The organism is Ornithinibacillus californiensis (assembly GCF_001038485.1).
Lineage (GTDB): Bacteria > Bacillota > Bacilli > Bacillales > Amphibacillaceae > Ornithinibacillus > Ornithinibacillus californiensis.
The window spans coordinates 71,792-89,776 of the sequence record NZ_LDUE01000050.1; the positions used below are offsets into that span (position 1 = coordinate 71,792).

Annotated in this window: 14 protein-coding genes; all 14 read right to left on the minus strand. The window is 35.9% G+C overall.

Annotated features, from left to right (window positions below):
• Positions 1 to 112: 112 nt before the first annotated feature.
• Positions 113 to 2,062, minus strand: a complete 1,950-nt coding sequence (thrS, locus tag TE34_RS12005; RefSeq protein WP_047985058.1) for a threonine--tRNA ligase — start codon at positions 2,060 to 2,062, stop codon at positions 113 to 115.
• Between the two features lie 582 nt (positions 2,063 to 2,644).
• Entirely contained in the window at positions 2,645 to 3,505 is an 861-nt protein-coding gene (gene ytxC / locus TE34_RS12010; protein WP_047985059.1) for a sporulation protein YtxC, read from the minus strand.
• A gap of 177 nt (positions 3,506 to 3,682) precedes the next feature.
• A complete protein-coding gene (dnaI, locus tag TE34_RS12015) occupies positions 3,683 to 4,615 on the minus strand; it encodes a primosomal protein DnaI (protein ID WP_047985060.1) in 933 nt (310 codons plus the stop codon).
• 17 nt (positions 4,616 to 4,632) lie between these two features.
• Complete coding sequence (locus tag TE34_RS12020; protein ID WP_047985061.1) at positions 4,633 to 6,000, minus strand: replication initiation and membrane attachment family protein; 1,368 nt, start codon at positions 5,998 to 6,000, stop codon at positions 4,633 to 4,635.
• A gap of 27 nt (positions 6,001 to 6,027) precedes the next feature.
• On the minus strand, positions 6,028 to 6,492 hold the full coding sequence (gene nrdR / locus TE34_RS12025; RefSeq protein ID WP_047985062.1) for a transcriptional regulator NrdR: 465 nt from the start codon (positions 6,490 to 6,492) through the stop codon (positions 6,028 to 6,030).
• A gap of 32 nt (positions 6,493 to 6,524) precedes the next feature.
• Positions 6,525 to 6,911, minus strand: coding sequence for a hypothetical protein (locus TE34_RS12030; RefSeq protein WP_047985063.1), 387 nt, complete (start codon positions 6,909 to 6,911; stop codon positions 6,525 to 6,527).
• A gap of 213 nt (positions 6,912 to 7,124) precedes the next feature.
• Positions 7,125 to 8,156, minus strand: coding sequence for a glyceraldehyde-3-phosphate dehydrogenase (locus TE34_RS12035; RefSeq protein WP_047985064.1), 1,032 nt, complete (start codon positions 8,154 to 8,156; stop codon positions 7,125 to 7,127).
• 155 nt (positions 8,157 to 8,311) lie between these two features.
• On the minus strand, positions 8,312 to 8,911 hold the full coding sequence (gene coaE / locus TE34_RS12040) for a dephospho-CoA kinase (RefSeq protein WP_047985065.1): 600 nt from the start codon (positions 8,909 to 8,911) through the stop codon (positions 8,312 to 8,314).
• A gap of 12 nt (positions 8,912 to 8,923) precedes the next feature.
• Entirely contained in the window at positions 8,924 to 9,751 is an 828-nt protein-coding gene (gene mutM / locus TE34_RS12045) for a DNA-formamidopyrimidine glycosylase (RefSeq protein ID WP_047985066.1), read from the minus strand.
• Positions 9,752 to 9,763: 12 nt separating this feature from the next.
• Complete coding sequence (gene polA, locus TE34_RS12050; RefSeq protein ID WP_047985067.1) at positions 9,764 to 12,400, minus strand: DNA polymerase I; 2,637 nt, start codon at positions 12,398 to 12,400, stop codon at positions 9,764 to 9,766.
• A 93-nt stretch (positions 12,401 to 12,493) separates the two neighbouring features.
• A complete protein-coding gene (gene pnpS / locus TE34_RS12055) occupies positions 12,494 to 13,873 on the minus strand; it encodes a two-component system histidine kinase PnpS (protein WP_047985068.1) in 1,380 nt (459 codons plus the stop codon).
• A complete protein-coding gene (locus tag TE34_RS12060) occupies positions 13,870 to 14,562 on the minus strand; it encodes a response regulator transcription factor (protein WP_047985069.1) in 693 nt (230 codons plus the stop codon). Before TE34_RS12060 ends, pnpS begins: the two co-directional genes overlap by 4 nt.
• Before the next feature lie 161 nt (positions 14,563 to 14,723).
• On the minus strand, positions 14,724 to 16,187 hold the full coding sequence (locus tag TE34_RS12065) for an Msr family ABC-F type ribosomal protection protein (RefSeq protein WP_047985070.1): 1,464 nt from the start codon (positions 16,185 to 16,187) through the stop codon (positions 14,724 to 14,726).
• 478 nt (positions 16,188 to 16,665) lie between these two features.
• Complete coding sequence (gene icd / locus TE34_RS12070) at positions 16,666 to 17,937, minus strand: NADP-dependent isocitrate dehydrogenase (RefSeq protein WP_047985071.1); 1,272 nt, start codon at positions 17,935 to 17,937, stop codon at positions 16,666 to 16,668.
• Positions 17,938 to 17,985: the final 48 nt, after the last annotated feature.

Here is a 17,985-nt window from a genome sequence, read left to right on the forward strand (position 1 = left end):
ATTTTATTCAACTTTTATAGATTACCATAGCCTTGAATAAATTGTCAACCCTTTGTTTCATATCTAGTATACACTACTTATCCTTTTTTTGAAACCCTATATACATCTTTGCCTATTTCTTTTTGCGCAAAACCTTTTTATCTATTTCTTCTTTGATTAGTTTTTCAAAGTCATTATAGGCAAGTGTTTCGGAATTTTTCTCACCATATCTTCTTACATTGACAGCTTCTTCTTCCACTTCTTTATCTCCAACAACAAGAGCAAATGGAATTTTTTCAGTTTGGGCCTCACGGATCTTATATCCAATTTTCTCATCACGCTCATCCACTTCAACTCGAACCCCTTGGAATTGTAACTTTTCTGCTACTTTCTTCGCATAATCAAGGTGAGCATTTGGCGACACTGGAATTACTTTTACTTGAGTTGGTGCTAGCCAAGTTGGGAATGCCCCTTTGTATTCTTCCAGTAAGAATGCCACAAAACGTTCCATCGTTGAAACGACACCACGGTGAAGTACAACTGGGCGATGTTCTTTACCGTCTTCTCCAATATAAGAAAGTTCAAAGCGCTCTGGTAATAGAACATCAATCTGTACAGTAGATAAAGTTTCATCTTTACCCAGGGCTGTTTTTACTTGTACATCAAGCTTCGGTCCGTAGAACGCTGCTTCGCCTTCCGCTTCCACATATTCTAGGTTCATATCTTCCATTGTTTCTTTTAGAAGGCCTTGTGTTTTTTCCCACATTTCATCATTGTCGATGTATTTCTCTTTATCTTCTGGATCGCGATATGATAAGCGGAAGTAATAATCTTCAATGCCAAAATCTTTATACACGTGTTGAATTAACTCAACTACGCGGATAAATTCTTCTTTTAATTGATCTGGACGTGCGAAAATATGCGCATCATTTAGAGTCATTGCACGAACACGTTGTAGTCCAGCTAATGCACCAGACATTTCATAACGATGCATTGTTCCTAGTTCTGCAATACGAACTGGAAGATTGCGATAGCTCCATAATTGATTTTTAAAAATCATCATGTGGTGTGGGCAGTTCATTGGGCGGAGAACTAATTCTTCGTTATCCATTTGCATGGTAGGGAACATATCCTCATGGTAATGATCCCAGTGTCCACTTGTTTTATACAAATCTACATTGGCAAGTACTGGTGTATACACATGGTCGTAGCCTAAGCGTTCTTCTAAATCAACAATATAGCGCTCGATTTGTCGTCGGATAGTTGCACCTTTTGGTAACCAAAGTGGTAATCCTTGCCCTACTTTCTGGTTAACTGTAAAGATTCCTAACTCTTTACCAAGTTTACGGTGGTCACGCTCTTTACGTTCTTCTAATATTTGTAGGTACTCTTCAACTTGAGCAGGCTTTTCAAATGCAGTACCATAGATGCGCTGTAGCTGTTGATTATTGCTATCCCCTCTCCAGTATGCACCAGAGATGCTAAGTAGCTTAAACGCCTTTAATTTGCTTGTAGATGGCACATGAATTCCACGGCATAGGTCGAAGAATTCTCCTTGCTTGTAAATCGTAACTTGCTCATCTTCTGGAATGGCGTCAATTAGTTCAAGCTTTAAGTCATCGCCAATTTCCTCAAACATTTTTTTAGCTTCATCGCGTGAAACTTCCACCCGCTCAATTTGTAAATTCTCATCTACAATGCGCTTCATTTCCTTTTCAATCTTAGGAAGGTCTTCTGGTGTGATTTTCTCTTCCATATCAAAGTCATAGTAAAATCCTTCTTCTATAGTTGGACCAACACCAAATTTAACATCTTTGTATAGACGTTTAATTGCTTGTGCCATTAGATGGGCTGTTGAGTGACGTGCAATCTCAACGCCATCTTCATTCTTATACGTAATGATCTCGATTGCCCCACCATGATCTAATTCACGCTTTAAATCATATTGCTTACCATCTAATTTAATAGCTAATGCTTGTTTTCTTAATCCAGGTGAAATAGAAGCTGCGATATCTTCTCCAGTCGTTCCTTGAGGAAACTCCTTACTTGCTCCATCTGGAAAAACAATTGTAATGTCTGCCATGATTAACACTCCTTTTTCCTATTTATTTAATTTATAGAGATAAAAGATTTATTGAGTGGAAGAGTGATTATTTTATAGTGTGCTCTTAGCGTTCCGATTACACGTAGACTCCTGCGGGAGAAAAGGCATCGGTGAGACCCCGAGAATGCACCTGCGTCTGCAAGTAACGCTACGCAGTAGGCTTCCTCGGTGCAAGGCAGCAATGAAGTAAATTCAAGTAGTTGCCTGGCTCACCAGCCGCCCGCGGAAAGCGGAGTGTAATCGGGACGCGGTTATGGCAAGTCACTGAAATTAAAAAACGCCCATCCCTCTGCACATATGCAAAGGGACGAGCGTTGGTCACGTGGTTCCACCCTAATTCCCGTAAATTAATACGGCTTCAATCTTTAACGCAGATATACGCTACCATCTACTAAAATTCGAAAGTAGAGTTCAAAGGTGGTAATCATCTGGCTGCATGAGGAAGCTTTCAGCCTAGGCTTCCCTCTCTTAAACATAACAGGATTCAAATGATCATGTCCTTATCTTTACTGATAAATATTTTAAGTATAATCCACATTATAGCGCTAGTTTCAAGGATAATCAAGTCCTGTTATTATTTTTTATATAAAAAGGAAAAGGAAACTTATTAAATGGTTCGAAATCCACTCTCTCCTGAAATACATTAATAACTGTTAGTGTTTTCGGTTCAGAAGGATGATCCCCGTAAATTTTTATTTTCCGAGGGGCCATCGCTATTAGTGGCCCTAAATTTAATTCATCTTCATCTAATCCTACGATATACAATGGCTCTTTCTGCATCAACATTTTGAGTTCCATACGTGAAAACTTTTTTCCGTCTGCCTTAAAGAAAGAAAATGTGTTTCCTTGTAATATATGAATAACATTAAAAATCGGCTCTTTTTTTACGACATATTCTCTTAACATATTAACAAATTCCTGGTGATCTTCTTCCCGCTTATATTCATCAATAGCTAAACCTACGATATTAATTAAGTAATCCTTAAACACTTTTAATCTAAATTTCACAATTGAATCAAAATGAATGGCTGTTGTGTTTTTTACATTAGAAACAAATAATGAATAAAGCAATGGTAATGGATCATCCTTTTGTTTTCTAACTTGTACACTTTCGTCGTCTTCTCCAGCGAGTAACCAGTGTGTAATATCTAAGATCTTTTCAATTTCATCCTGATTAGAAAAATAATAATATACTTCCGTAATCTCCTTAATAATACCCGATAATCGATGATTAACAAAAACGTCCACCATTGATTTTACAATCGAATCAACTAATTCATTATCCGCTTGATGGTACTCAACCTTTAAGTGATTCCCCCAATCATCATGAGTTTTCCAGTGTAATTCAATCTTTTTGTTATAACGAAATAATTGCTCACAAAAACTAATTACTTCTTTATTCGAAGAAAAATAAACGTTCATTTAACCTCATCACCCTCATCCAAAACCAAACTGTTACATTATATGGACATACATTTTAAAAAATGATTAATCCATTAAAACTAGTAACTTTAGTAAAAAAGATTATGAATGCGCGAGTGGTTGAATTAACGGTAATATAAAGAAAAAAAGCCAGTATAAAATAACTTTTACTAGCTTTTACTTTATTCTTCTATTATCAGCAAAGATAGGAACTTCTGAGCTCACTTGTCTAATCCGTTCCATAATTCTACCTGCTTTTACTGCCTCGATATCCCCACGATTAGTTTTTGCTAAATGGTCTTCAAGTTGATCCATACTATAATTAGACGTAAAGAATACCGGTAATCTTTCCATCATGCGATAATGCAATATTGCTCCTAAGATTTCATCCCGGAACCAAGCCGATTGTGATTCAGCACCAATATCATCTAACATTAATACATCAGCTTTTTTAAAATAATCGATTTTCTCATTAATAGAATCATCTTTAATGGAAGATTTAATCTCCCTACTAAACTCCGGCATGTAGATTAACATGGAAGAGATGTTATATTTTTTAAGTTCATTAGCAATAGCACCTAAAAAATATGTTTTCCCTACACCAAATGGTCCATACAAGTATAAGCCACGCTTTGGAATCCCCTCTTTAACTTGACTAAGAAATTGGATGATTTCACGTATAGCTTTACTTCTATTCGGGTCATTATCTATACCATCAATAGTTGCTTCCAATATCTCTTTAGGCATATATAAGCTTTGTATAAGATTCTGTTGTTGTTGCTCCTTTTCATAAGCAACCCGGCTATGACACTTTTCATAGGATAAATGTATTTCATTATTTTCTATACGTAGAATCGGAGAATACCCAGGGAGCATATTCTTACACCCACCAAGAGAGGAGCATTGATCACATTGCTTTGATTGTGATTTATATTCATATAATTTTATAAGGTTTTTCTCGATTTCACGTTGGGCTAATTCTGGATGTAAGGATAGAAATTCTTTTATTTCCGGGTCATTCAAAACATCATTCTTAATTCTAGTATAATTCTCTTGAAAGTTTTCGTTTTTTTCCATCCATTTCTTTAATGAGGATTGTACTGGTTTCATGTCAATCATCCTTGGCACTAATTATTTTTTGAACTACTAGAGTATTGTTGGAGTAAAGTTGCTATCTCTTCTTTCTCACGTTCCAAATCAACGGAGGCAACTGTTTTACTTGGTTGATTTGTTTTTTGATTGCGGGCTTTAAACCAATCTGGAACTACTTCAGTTCTTGTACCTTGCTTTTTATAATTTTGATAGTTTTTCTGTTTTTTCTCTATAGAATCACGATAACGTTCCTTTTCTTTCTTTGCAAACATCATTGCTTCTTTAGCAGATTTTAAATTAGCCCGAGACCAATGACTAGCTATTTTCTCTAAATATGCCTTAGATAGCTTCATGTTCGTTTGGAGCAAGACATAATGAATTAATACATTCATGACTGGAGAAGGTAACCCTTGTGTAGTCATAATCTCACGGATAACTTTTAAATCTGATTCAGAAGCATGATTTCCACTGGATAAATCTTCTAATAATTGTTTAGGAGATATAGTTTCTAATTCATTAATGAGCTGCTCCTCTTTTGTCATTGATTCCTTCTGTTTATACGGAACTACTTGAGCATTATCCTGTTGTTGTTTAGGTAATAATTGGATTGTAGCTACTTTACGAGAATTTTTAAATGTATCATGACAAGCCTCTTTAAATTCTTCCATATCAAGCTTATTTTCGTCCGTTAAAGCCCATAATACACATTTTTCAACTTCATATTCCGCTAGTCCATATAATTGCATCATTTGATTAATGATTCGCTTATTTTCCGTTGTCAAAACTCGCTTATAAGGTATCATTCTTGATTTTAACATCTGTTCCATCCATGAAAAGTCAAGCGTATCCAACTGCGGTCCGGCAGTATCTGGAATACGGTTAACGTTCTGTACTGCATCGAAATTAGAATGGATGGTATCAAAAACATCTCCAAATGAGGCAGTAATATTTCTTCCCATTGGTTGTTGCTCTTGTCTAAGGTAATGAGATTTCAATAGTGTGAATTTATCTTTCCCGACATGGTGAAGCAGTAATTGGGATAACATGGCATCTCTAAAAAAGTCTGCTGGAGAGAATGGTTTTTGTAACATATAGTGAAAAACTGTTTGATCAGTAGTTTTATCCTCAAAGGTTTCTAATAATCCAATTGCTTCCAATTTTAATCTTGCTTCATAGATTTCTACTAATGAAATATTTAAGTAGTTCATTAATGTATGGTGAGTCTGAGTGGACATCTCTGTCTGAAAATCCATTTCATTCAGTAACGTTTGATATAGACTCACGGCTTTAATACCAAGTAGTGGCTGATAAAGATGGGTTAATGATTTTGAATAATCAACAGGGAAATTACCTTGTAACACAACTGTATAACCATCGACAGGCAATATCTTTCCAATGTTCATCTTAACCCTTCTTTCTTTAGTCTATTATTAACCCTTTTTATCGGTTTGAATTAGATCTTTTAATTCATCAAGAAAAACGTTAATATCTTTAAATTGACGGTATACAGAAGCAAATCGCACGTAGGCAACGTCATCAACCGATGAAAGTCGTTCCATCACCTTTTCCCCTACTTCATTGCTATCAATTTCAGACGCACCGGAATTTCTTAATTCTTTTTCCACGTCAAAAGCAATAGATTCAATCTTTTCGATAGAAACTGGTCTCTTCTCACATGCTTTTATTAATCCACGAACAAGCTTTTCACGGCTAAATTCCTGTCTCGTTCCATCTTTCTTTACAACTATTAGAGGAACTTCCTCAATCCGCTCAAATGTCGTAAAACGATAACCACATTTTTCACATTCCCGTCTTCTTCGGATAGAACGTCCCTCTTCAATCGGTCTAGAGTCTAAAACCTTTGTATTCTTATTTTGGCAATTTGAACATCTCATTTAATTAACCCCACTCATCTATCAGTCACTTCTTAATTTTTATCTATTAATTGTAATTCTTTATTTAATTTTTCATAAAGTTGCTTAACTAATTTGGAACTATGCCCAAAGTCAAATGGTAATCCCGATTCGCTAGAGACGTTAAAGTCTATTGCTGTTTGATATGGACGAACCATAATAACAGTTGCTATCACAAACGCTTTTTTCCCTTTAACGATACGGAAACTAATCTCTCCATGCTCAGCAGAAATGGAATTCAATTGATAGTTTTGACTACCTTGAACTAACTGTTCTAATATAGCAAGTCCTTTGTCTTTCGTTGTTTTATAATATCGAGTTTGCAATTCCTTATCCCAATGGTTATCTGATGTTTCAGCTTGATTATAAAAAAAACGTGACAATTTCTTTCCAAAAGACATGCTTTCCAACTCCTAATTCCGTATACTATAACTCTATTTATTTTAACATGTTTTGTAGATTAACCCCAGCAAAATTTTAAAACGACTAGATTCTCATATCATGTAATAGATAGGGAGAAAATACAATTAAACAATATACGTCACAGAAAAATAGACAATATAATAGAGGAGCTAGTTAATCTTTAGCTCCTCTAATTATTGACATCATTACAATTAGGATATAGAGACCTTTTTTGCGTTCAAATAGCTTCCTACATATTTCACCAAATCAACTACTCTAGTAGAGTAACCCCACTCGTTATCATACCATGCTAATACTTTGATTTTGTTATCTTCCATCACCATCGTTGATAAACCGTCAATGATTGCGGAGTATTCTGAAGTAGTGTAATCAATCGATACTAATGGCTCATCACTGTATTGAATAATTCCAGCTAATTCATTAGCAGCTGCATCTCTAAATACATTGTTTACAATCTCTGCAGTTACTGGTTCTTCTACATCTACAACTAAATCCACCAAGGACACATTTGGTGTAGGAACTCGTAATGCCATTCCGTGTAACTTCCCTTTCAGGTGTGGCAATACCTCACTTAATGCTTTTGCAGCACCAGTCGACGTAGGAATAATGGATTGAGTACAGCCTCTAGCACGACGAAGATCCTTATGTGGATTATCTAAATTCTTTTGGTCATTCGTAAATGCATGAACAGTAGTCATTAGTCCATTAACAATCTTAAAATTTTCGTCCAATACTTTTACAACTGGAGCTAAGCAATTTGTTGTGCAAGAAGCATTAGAGATTACATCATCATGATTTTCATCATAATCTTCATGATTTACACCCATAACGATAGTTTTGTCAACTTGCTTCCCCGGTGCTGTAATGACTACTTTTTTCGCACCAGCAGTTAAATGTAAGCCAGCTGATTCTTTTGTTTTAAACTTACCAGTTGCATCAATGACTACATCAATATCAAGCTTAGACCAAGGTAATTTATCAGGCTCTCTAGAGTTAACAAGCTCAACACGTTGGCCGTTCACCTCTAGCCCATTAGTAATCGCTTTCACTTCTTCGTTAAAAATACCATGAACACTATCATACTTAATAAGGTGTGCTAAGGTTTCTGAAGGATAACTAGCATTAATTGCTACAACCTCTAAATTAGAATCAATAATTGCTTGCCTAAATACCATTCTTCCAATGCGTCCAAATCCACTAATAGCAACTCGAGTTTTACTCATGATAAGCCTCCTGATTATGATATACTATATTCGTTAATTTTTAAATATAGTATAACACATTTGTTTCAAATTGGAAGTATTAATACGCAAAAAAACACAAAGAGGTTTTTGTCCCTCTTTGTGTTATTGTATAGATCAGCTCCTTGGGTACACACCTAAATTAAGTTCCATCCTCTAAGTTTCCCTTCTAATTGATTACGGGTGTTTTCAATAGTACCATTATTATCAATCACCACATCAGCAAGTCGGACTTTTTCTTTTACTGGGATTTGGGATTGGATTCGTTGTAAGGCTTCATCTCTCGTTGATCCGTCTCTCTCCATTAATCGCTGCAATTGAACTGCTTCATCCACAAATACAACTAGAATTTTATCTACCATATGTGTCAGTTTACTTTCAAATAATAAGGGAATATCCATTACCACACATTTTCCTCCCTTATTAATGTAAAATTCCTTCATTTCTAGCATGCGTTTTCTCACAGCAGGATGAACAATTGCATTTAATTTAGTTCGCTTTTCTGCATCAGAAAAAATAATAGTCCCTAAGCTTTTCCGATTAAGCGTACCATCTGGAAATAACACTTTCTCGCCAAACTCACTAACAATTTCATCGAGTGCAGGCTCTCCAGGCTTTACTACCTCTCTTGCTATCAGGTCAGCATCGATAACTGGTATTTGAAGTTCCTTAAACATAGATGACACTGTGCTTTTCCCACTTGCAATACTTCCTGTTAATCCAATCACTAAAGCCATAACCATTCTCCTTTAGAGCTTCTGACACTGTAAACATATATGAGTTCCGCGTCCGCCAACCTTCATCTTCGTTATTGGGCTTCCACAGTTTGGACAAGCCTCATTCTCTTGGCCATACACTGCTAGTTCTTGTTGGAACATTCCCATTTCCCCTTGACTATTCACATAGGACCTAATTGTCGTTCCACCTTGTGCCACTGCTTCTTCAAGGGTTAGAATAGCTTGTTTGCGGATTTCCTGTACTTCTTTTTTAGTGAGTTTATTAGCTTTCCTAAGCGGATGTACGCCAGATTTAAATAATGTTTCATCTACATATATATTTCCTAATCCCGCAACAACCGTCTGGTCCAATAATACCGCTTTTATAAACCGGTTCGTGGCTTTAAGCTTTTTATAAAAGTAATCGAGTGTAAATTCCTTATCAAACGGATCAGGCCCAAGTTGGTTTAGAGGCTTTTGAATGAACTCCTCACCTTTATGAACGATGTGCATCGTGCCGAATTTTCGAACATCGTTATACCTTAATTCTTCGTCTGTCGTAAAGGAAAATATCACATGGGTGTGCTTTTTAACTGGTTCATCCTTGTAATGCACACTATATTTCCCTTCCATTCGCAGATGAGAAATCATGGTGTAGTCATCTAATTCAAACAAGAGAAACTTTCCTTTTCGCTTAATATCATGGATAGTTTGACCAATCAAAAGCTTCTTGAAATGTTCCACATCATCCGGTTTTTTAATAATCTTTCCCCAATAAACGCTAACATCATTAATGGTTCGATTTAATACAAATCGTTTTAGGGTATTTCGTATGGTCTCAACTTCTGGTAGCTCTGGCATTCCTATTTCTCCTTACTTTGCATCATACCAACTGTTTCCATATGCATAATCTGCTTTTAGCGGAACTTTTAATTCAACCGTATTTTCCATCATAGCTGGCACAATCTCTTTCAGTTTCTCAAGTTCTTCTCTTGGTGCTTCCAAAATTAATTCATCATGCACTTGAAGAAGCATGCGTGCTTGCATATTTTCATCCCGAAGTTTTTCATGTAAATCAATCATTGCCTGCTTAATAATATCAGCCGCAGTACCTTGGATTGGTGTGTTCATCGCAGTTCTTTCCGCAAAGCTTCTTAAGTTGAAGTTACGGCTCGTAATTTCTGGTAAATACCTTCTGCGATTCATCAGGGTTGTAACATAGCCTTTATGTTTAGCCTCTTGAACGATATCATCCATATAGGCTTTTACTCCTGGATAACTTTCTAAATACCGTTCAATAAATAGTTTTGCTTCTTTGCGCGTTATACCTAAGCTCTGAGAAAGACCAAAATCACTAATTCCATAGACAATCCCGAAGTTAACTGCCTTCGCCTGCCTACGCATATTTGAGGTCACTTCTTCTTTATCGACATGGAAAACATCCATGGCTGTTTGGGTATGAATATCTTCTCCCTTTTTAAAAGCGGAGATTAATTTTTCATCATTAGCGATATGAGCTAATACTCGTAATTCAATTTGGGAATAATCAGCAGCAAACATGATCCAATCTTTTTCAGAAGGAACAAATGCCTGTCTGATTTTCCGTCCCTCTTCAATACGAATTGGGATATTTTGTAGGTTCGGATCAATCGAACTTAGCCTACCTGTTTGGGTTAATGCTTGATTATAACGTGTGTGTATTTTACTAGTTCTCTTATCCACAACCTTCAGTAATCCCTCAATATAGGTCGACTGCAATTTCCCTAGTTGACGATAAAGAAGTATCTTCGCAATAATTTCATGGTCATTATGCAGCTGTTCTAGGACATCTGCAGCTGTGGAATAGCCTGTTTTCGTTTTCTTGATAACCCGTAATCCTAATTTCTCAAAAAGAATTGGTCCTAATTGTTTCGGAGAATTTATGTTGAATGTTTCCCCAGCTAATTCATAAATTTCTTGCTCTACTTCATCTAATCGTTGTTTTAACTCTGCTCCCATTTCCTCTAATCGTGGAATATCAACGATTACTCCTGTGTGCTCCATTTCAGCCAGGATAAGCGCTAATGGCATTTCTAGCTCTTTTAACAACGTGTAAAGTTCGTGTTCTCGTAGTTCTTTTTCCATTTTATCTTCTAGCTTTCTTAGCATACTTGCCTTTCTTACCACGTGTTCGGCTAGAACGTCCTGTTCAGGAACCTTCAATTTTGCCCCTTTACCGTATACCTCTTCATCATTACGTACCGCCTTTAAGCCTATACGATGAGCAATAGCTGGAATGTCATGATTATTTTCAGATGGGTCTAGTAAGTATGAAGCGAGTAAAACATCAAATGTGATCCCTCTTAAGTGAATTCCTTTTTTAAGTAGTGATACAACAGATTGTTTAGCATCAAATACTATTTTCTTACTGTTGGAATCCTCTGCCCATTGTTTAAACTCCTTCGATTCAATAGCTACTTCAGTTGGAATGAAGTAGGCTTTCTCGTTGTTGGTTACCCCAATTCCTTCAATAGGTGCGGTGTGATAACTGTCAGAAAGCATTTCGATTACTAATGCTTCCTCACCGGTAAACATGTCTGAACTTACCTTATCTACGATGGTATAGTCTAGGTCTTCCAGTTCCTCTTTCGTTTCCTCAATAACTTCATCTGCACCAACACGACTCAATAATGATTGGAAACCTAAATCCTGAAAAATCTTAGCTACATTTTCGCTTGTGTATCCACTATAAGAAAGTTCATCTACTGTTACTTCAATAGGAGATTCACAGTTAATGGTTGCAAGCTCTCGACTCATAAATGCATCTTCTTTATGGTTGGTCAAATTTTCTTTTAATTTTTTCCCACTAACTTCATCGAGATGATCATATATATTTTCTAAAGTTTCGTACTGTTTTAATAGTTTAGTTGCTGTTTTCTCTCCTACCCCTGGTACACCAGGAATATTATCCGAGTTATCGCCCATTAATGCCTTCAATTCAATAATTTGTTCTGGAGTAATTTCCATCTTCTCTAATAAATAGTCTGGCGTGTATGCTTCTACTTCCGAAATTCCTTTTTTCGTCACATTGACAGTAACCTTATCCGATATAAGTTGAAGCATATCTTTATCTCCAGAAATTACAGCAACTTCAAAGTCATTCTTCTTTCCTTGCCTTGACAATGTTCCGATGATATCGTCTGCCTCGTATTGATCTAGCTGATAATGACGAATGTTGAAAGCATCAAGTAGTTCCTTTACAAGTGGGAACTGCTCAGACAGTTCAGGTGGTGTCTTTTGTCGGCCACCTTTATATTCTTTGTATGTACTATGTCTAAACGTTGTCTTACCTGCATCAAAAGCTACAAGTATATGTGTCGGTTTTTGTTCCTCTAAAATACGTAGCAGCATGGTTGTGAATCCATAAACCGCATTTGTGTACACACCTTTATCGTTATTTAATAAAGGAAGAGCAAAAAAGGCACGGTATATAATACTATTTCCATCTATTAGAACTAATTTTTTAGTCATTGGTATATTTCCTCCATTTCCGAATCACGCTTTTAGTCTATTTTACCATTTAAGTAACACTGCGTAAAAAGATTGACCAATTTAAAAAGCATCCTATTGTAAGGATGCTTTCTCTTTTGGAAAATAGATATGGAAAGTGGTCCCAACATTTACTTCACTTTCTACTTCTATTTTTCCATTGTGCAGTTCAACTATATGCTTAACGATGGCTAGCCCCAGTCCGGTGCCGCCTGTATTTCTACTTCTTGCTTTGTCGACCCGGTAAAAACGTTCAAATATTCTTGTTAAAGCTTCTTTCGGTATACCTATTCCAGTATCCCTAACCATAAGGTGTATATACTTCTCTTGCTCCTCTACCAATAACGTTACTTCGCCATTTTTCGGGGTGTAACTAATTGCATTGGCAATTAAATTAATGATAACCTGTTTTATCCCAGTGCGATCTGCTTTAAATTTAAGATTCTCTGGACAATCTATTTGTAATATAATTCCATTTTTATCAGCTTGTTGCTTCAGAACTGGTATAACTTCCTGTACAACATGTTCAAAATTTAAATCGGTTAATTCTAATCGGGAATCTTCTTTCTCTAATTTAGATAATGTTAATAGGTCTTGAATTAACGTCTGAAGTCTCTTACTCTCTTCATTAATTATACCTAAAAAATGCCTAGCTATTTCTTTATCACTTAAATCGTCATCTAGTAATGTCTCAGAAAATCCCCGAATGGAAGTAATCGGTGTTTTCAATTCGTGTGAGACATTTGCAACGAAATCTTTACGCATCGTTTCTAATTTTTTAAGTTCGGTTATTTCATATAAAACGAGTACTGCGCCTTTAAGTATATTTTTTTCATCAAAGATTGGTGCTCCTATTATTTCGAAGTGAAGTTTTTCTTTTTTTTCTATACTGACGGAGTCTTTTACTGTTTCCTCGTATAAAAATGTTTGTTGGATCGTCTTATGAATCTTTTCATTATCTAGGACATCGTAATACAAATAGCCAATAAAATCCCCATCATTTTTACCAAACAAATTAAGAAAGTTCTTATTTACAAGATGGATATATCCTTTTTCATCAATTAAAACTAATCCACTTTGAATATTTTCAATAACTGTCGTTAATTGTTCCGCGTGAATTTTTTCGTTAATGGATAATTCACTTAAGCTACGTGCTAGTTTATTAATCTTCATGAGTAAGGAAGCCATACTTCCCGTCACAGGGTGGTGCATCCTTGCCCGAAAATTCCCTCGAACTAATTCATCCAGCGTATCCGTAGCTTTTTTAATTGGTTTGACATACTTCTCAAATACATAATTTAACATCATCATCAAGATGATATATTCTGTTAGTAAAACTAGTACTATTACAATATAATTTTCCATGAATTGACTAAATATAATACCTGTTATAGCAACAATCATAAAAATAATAATTGCATAACGAATAATTGGTTTTAACGATAAAAACCTCACGTTGGCTCCTCCATTTTGTACCCAAGTCCTCTAATGGTCTTAATATATATTGGTTTCTTTGTATCTGGTTCAATCTTCTCTCTTAAATGACTCACATGCACATCAACAATCCTTGTATCCCCAACGAAATCATAATCCCAAACGGCTGAAAGTAATTGATCCCTAGACAGCACTTTGTCTTTATGTGTTGCTAGATAATGCAATAATTCAAATTCTTTTCGGGTAAAGGTTAGTGTTTCACCATTCTTCTCCGCTTCATAACGTTCTGGGAAAATGGTTAGCTCACCAATCTTAATTTGCTTAGTTTGATTGGGAGAAGTAACATTCGTTCTTCTCAAAATAGCTTTAATTCGAGCAATGACTTCTTTAGGGCTAAATGGCTTTGTTAAGTAATCATCTGCTCCTATTTCTAATCCGAGAACTTTATCAAACTCTTCGTCTCTCGCTGTCAGCATAAGAACCGGTGTATCAATTTGATTTCTTCTCAAGTGCTTACACACTTCAATACCATCCATTTCTGGAAGCATTAAATCAAGAATAATAAAGTCATAGTTATTATCGTCTGCTTTTCGAATTGCTTCTAGACCGTCATAAGCAACATCTGTAATAAATCCTACTTTTTCTAAGTTAAACTTTAATAACGTTACAATAGACATCTCGTCATCTACAATAAGCACTTTTTCATTCATGTTTAATTCCCCATTTCTTCTATGCTACCATTTCCATAATACCTATCTTCATCTTACAATGAAAATCAAATAAAGAACATAATAGAAAGCTATTGTAAATAAATCTTTACAATATAGAGGCGGATGTTCTAGGGGTTGATCCCTAGAACATCCCAGAGTTTTCATCTAACTTGATTGATAGACTTACTGACTGGGTCAATTTCGTATTCGATGTCTGATACTTCATTGATAAACGTTTTGTCATGAGAAACGATGATGATTGTTCCCTTATAGCCTTCAATAAACTGCTCTAACGCTTCTAATGCATCAATATCCAAAAAGTTAGTTGGTTCATCTAAGATTAAAATATTATACTTACCTAAAAACAGTAAACAAAGTTGTAAACGTACGGCCTCACCGCCACTTAATGAACATACCTCTTTTTGTAAATCTGTTCCTGCAAACTGCATTCGATTTAACACAGACCGTAATACACCTTCATTTTGATCCGTTCTATTCCTCAGGAAAGAAAGTACAGTTTCATCTGTTTCGAAACGATAACTTTTTTGCAAGAATGAACCTATCTTAGCCTTTGGCGATAAAGTTAACCCTTCTTTCCCAGTTATTAAATAATGAAGTAACGTGCTTTTCCCTGCACCATTAGGACCAGTAATTGCAATCTTTTTCCCTAGGGGCATTTGAAAACTAACTTGTTCGAGTAGGATACACTGCGGAACTTCTATAGTTAGATTATCTGCCATAATTGGAAATTTATTATGTAGTGCTACTGTATCAGACTGAAGAAATGTAATTTTTCCTTCGTTTTTGATAGGTGTAACCTCTGGCAGATTTTGAATCCGTTGTTCTATTGATTTAGCTACACGGTGCATTCCCTTCTGGCTAGTACCTTTTGACTTCGTTTTTCCTAATCTACTTGGTTTTTCTTTTCCTTTTTGTTTTGCTTTAGAAGATGCAAGTATTTTTTGTGCTTTTGCCATTTTTTCAGTTGCTGCTTTTTCTAGTCGCTCCTTTTCCTTCACATATGAATCATATGCCAGCCTTTTTTGCTCTACCTCTACCTGTTTAGTGGCGGCATATGCTGAGTAATTTCCTTTATAAACGGTTACTTTGCCGTCAACTACTTCCCAAATCGTTGTAACTAGATCATCTAATAGACTTCTATCATGACTTACAATTACGAGAGCCCCATAATAATACGTAAGCTGATTAACCAGAAAGTCTTTGCCAGTTTTATCAAGATGCGTTGTAGGTTCATCCATTAAAATTGCTTCGCGGTATGTCGTAAATAGTTGTGCAAGCTTTAGTCTAGTTTCCTCTCCACCACTGGGGTGATTCGTCACTTGTGAGACACCTAATTTCGAAGTAAGAGCACCATCCGCTTCGCTTGTTTCGTTATATTTTGCCAATTGGTCAAAATAGGATGGTTCCACCAGTCTACTAATTCTGCCAACTGTTGGTTGTCTTTTACCAGCAAGTAGTTTGAGGAGTGTGCTTTTGCCTGCACCATTTCTCCCAACAATTCCAATCCGATCAAATTGATGTACTGCTAATCTATCTATCTTTAAAATTTCTTTCTCTAAAACGCGAATAATAACATTTTCTAACTCAAATAAAATATTTTCCATTATTGCTACCTCCGAAATTTATATTATTCCGTATCGATAGCTTAGATCGATACGAGCTTATAAGTACCTTAAGCTCATATCAATAAAATAAAAGCGTCATCATTGCTAAGCTCCTTTCTGAAGTTCAAAGCTCTTGTCTGTGTAAAGGATTCTTAAATTATTGAAAATAAAAAAAGAAAGACGCCAATAATCCCGTCTTTCTTTTACCACATATGTTCTAATTACGATATAGGTGTTGTTAAAAGTGGACAGACTACTCCCGTTACCCTATCTTACAGACAGAGTCTTTGAACATATAAAATTGCCTTAGTTCAAAGTAGGAAATCGAAGTCTCACGATTAACAACCCTCCTAACATTATTATTATAGTAATAATAGCTTGCAATTATAATAGTTGTCAAGGTAACACTAATCAACACAAAAAGAGCTCCATCCCACAAGTAGGATGGAGCTCTTAAATAACTATTACAAGGACTAAATTAATCCATATTCTTAATTAATTCTGTAGCAAACTCAGAACATTTAACTTCTGTAGCGCCTTCCATTAAACGAGCAAAGTCATATGTTACTACTTTAGAAGCGATTGTTTTATCCATCGCTTTTGTAACTAAATCAGCTGCTTCTCTCCATCCAAGGTGTTCAAGCATCAACACACCAGATAGAACAACAGATGAAGGGTTAACTTTATCTAATCCAGCATATTTTGGAGCAGTACCATGAGTTGCTTCAAAAATAGCATGACCAGTGTTATAGTTAATGTTTGCTCCAGGAGCAATACCAATTCCACCAACTTGTGCAGCTAGTGCATCAGAAATGTAGTCTCCATTTAAGTTCATAGTAGCAACTACATCAAACTCTTTTGGACGAGTAAGAATTTGTTGTAAGAAGATGTCAGCAATAGCATCTTTAACGATGATTTTACCAGCTGCAACTGCTTCATCTTGTGCTTTATTTGCTGCATCTTTACCTTGTTCTTCAACGATGCGATCATACTGAGACCAAGTAAATACTTTATCACCAAACTCTTGCTCAGCAACTTCATAACCCCAGCCTTTAAAAGCACCTTCTGTAAATTTCATGATGTTCCCTTTATGAACTAGAGTTACACTCTTACGTCCTTCTGTAAGTGCATATTCAATAGCTGCACGTACTAGACGCTTTGTACCTTCTTCGGATACAGGTTTAATACCGATACCAGACGTTTCAGGGAAGCGAATCTTATGTACTCCCATTTCAGTTTTAAGGAATTCGATTACTTTCTTCACTTCGTCAGAACCCTTTTGCCATTCAATACCCGCATAAATATCTTCTGTATTTTCGCGGAATATTACCATATCTACATCTTCAGGACGTTTTACCGGAGATGGTACTCCTTCAAAGTAACGTACAGGACGTAGGCAAGTAAATAAATCTAGTTCTTGGCGTAGTGCTACGTTTAGAGAACGGATTCCTCCACCGATTGGTGTTGTAAGAGGACCTTTAATAGCAATTTTATATTCATCAATTTTATCTAGCGTTTCTTGAGGTAACCATTCACCAGTTTGATCAAAAGCTTTTTGACCAGCAAGAACTTCTAACCATTCGATTTTTTTCGTACCGTTATAAGCCTTTTCAACTGCTGCTTCTAGTACACGACTTGCTGCCGCCCAGATATCAGGACCAGTTCCATCACCTTCAATAAATGGGATCACTGGAGTGTTCGGTACATTCAATTTACCATTTTCAACTACAATTTTTTCACCTTGTGTCATAAGAAATTCCTCCTAGTTTTCTAGTAGCTTATCGTAATAATAGCCGGA

Coding starts and splice junctions, on each gene's coding strand:
- thrS (WP_047985058.1), bottom strand. CDS start 2,062: ATGGCAGACATTACAATTGTTTTTCCAGATGGAGCAAGTAAGGAGTTT.
- ytxC (WP_047985059.1), bottom strand. CDS start 3,505: ATGAACGTTTATTTTTCTTCGAATAAAGAAGTAATTAGTTTTTGTGAG.
- dnaI (WP_047985060.1), bottom strand. CDS start 4,615: ATGAAACCAGTACAATCCTCATTAAAGAAATGGATGGAAAAAAACGAA.
- TE34_RS12020 (WP_047985061.1), bottom strand. CDS start 6,000: ATGAACATTGGAAAGATATTGCCTGTCGATGGTTATACAGTTGTGTTA.
- nrdR (WP_047985062.1), bottom strand. CDS start 6,492: ATGAGATGTTCAAATTGCCAAAATAAGAATACAAAGGTTTTAGACTCT.
- TE34_RS12030 (WP_047985063.1), bottom strand. CDS start 6,911: ATGTCTTTTGGAAAGAAATTGTCACGTTTTTTTTATAATCAAGCTGAA.
- TE34_RS12035 (WP_047985064.1), bottom strand. CDS start 8,156: ATGAGTAAAACTCGAGTTGCTATTAGTGGATTTGGACGCATTGGAAGA.
- coaE (WP_047985065.1), bottom strand. CDS start 8,911: ATGGCTTTAGTGATTGGATTAACAGGAAGTATTGCAAGTGGGAAAAGC.
- mutM (WP_047985066.1), bottom strand. CDS start 9,751: ATGCCAGAGCTACCAGAAGTTGAGACCATACGAAATACCCTAAAACGA.
- polA (WP_047985067.1), bottom strand. CDS start 12,400: ATGACTAAAAAATTAGTTCTAATAGATGGAAATAGTATTATATACCGT.
- TE34_RS12060 (WP_047985069.1), bottom strand. CDS start 14,562: ATGAATGAAAAAGTGCTTATTGTAGATGACGAGATGTCTATTGTAACG.
- TE34_RS12065 (WP_047985070.1), bottom strand. CDS start 16,187: ATGGAAAATATTTTATTTGAGTTAGAAAATGTTATTATTCGCGTTTTA.
- icd (WP_047985071.1), bottom strand. CDS start 17,937: ATGACACAAGGTGAAAAAATTGTAGTTGAAAATGGTAAATTGAATGTA.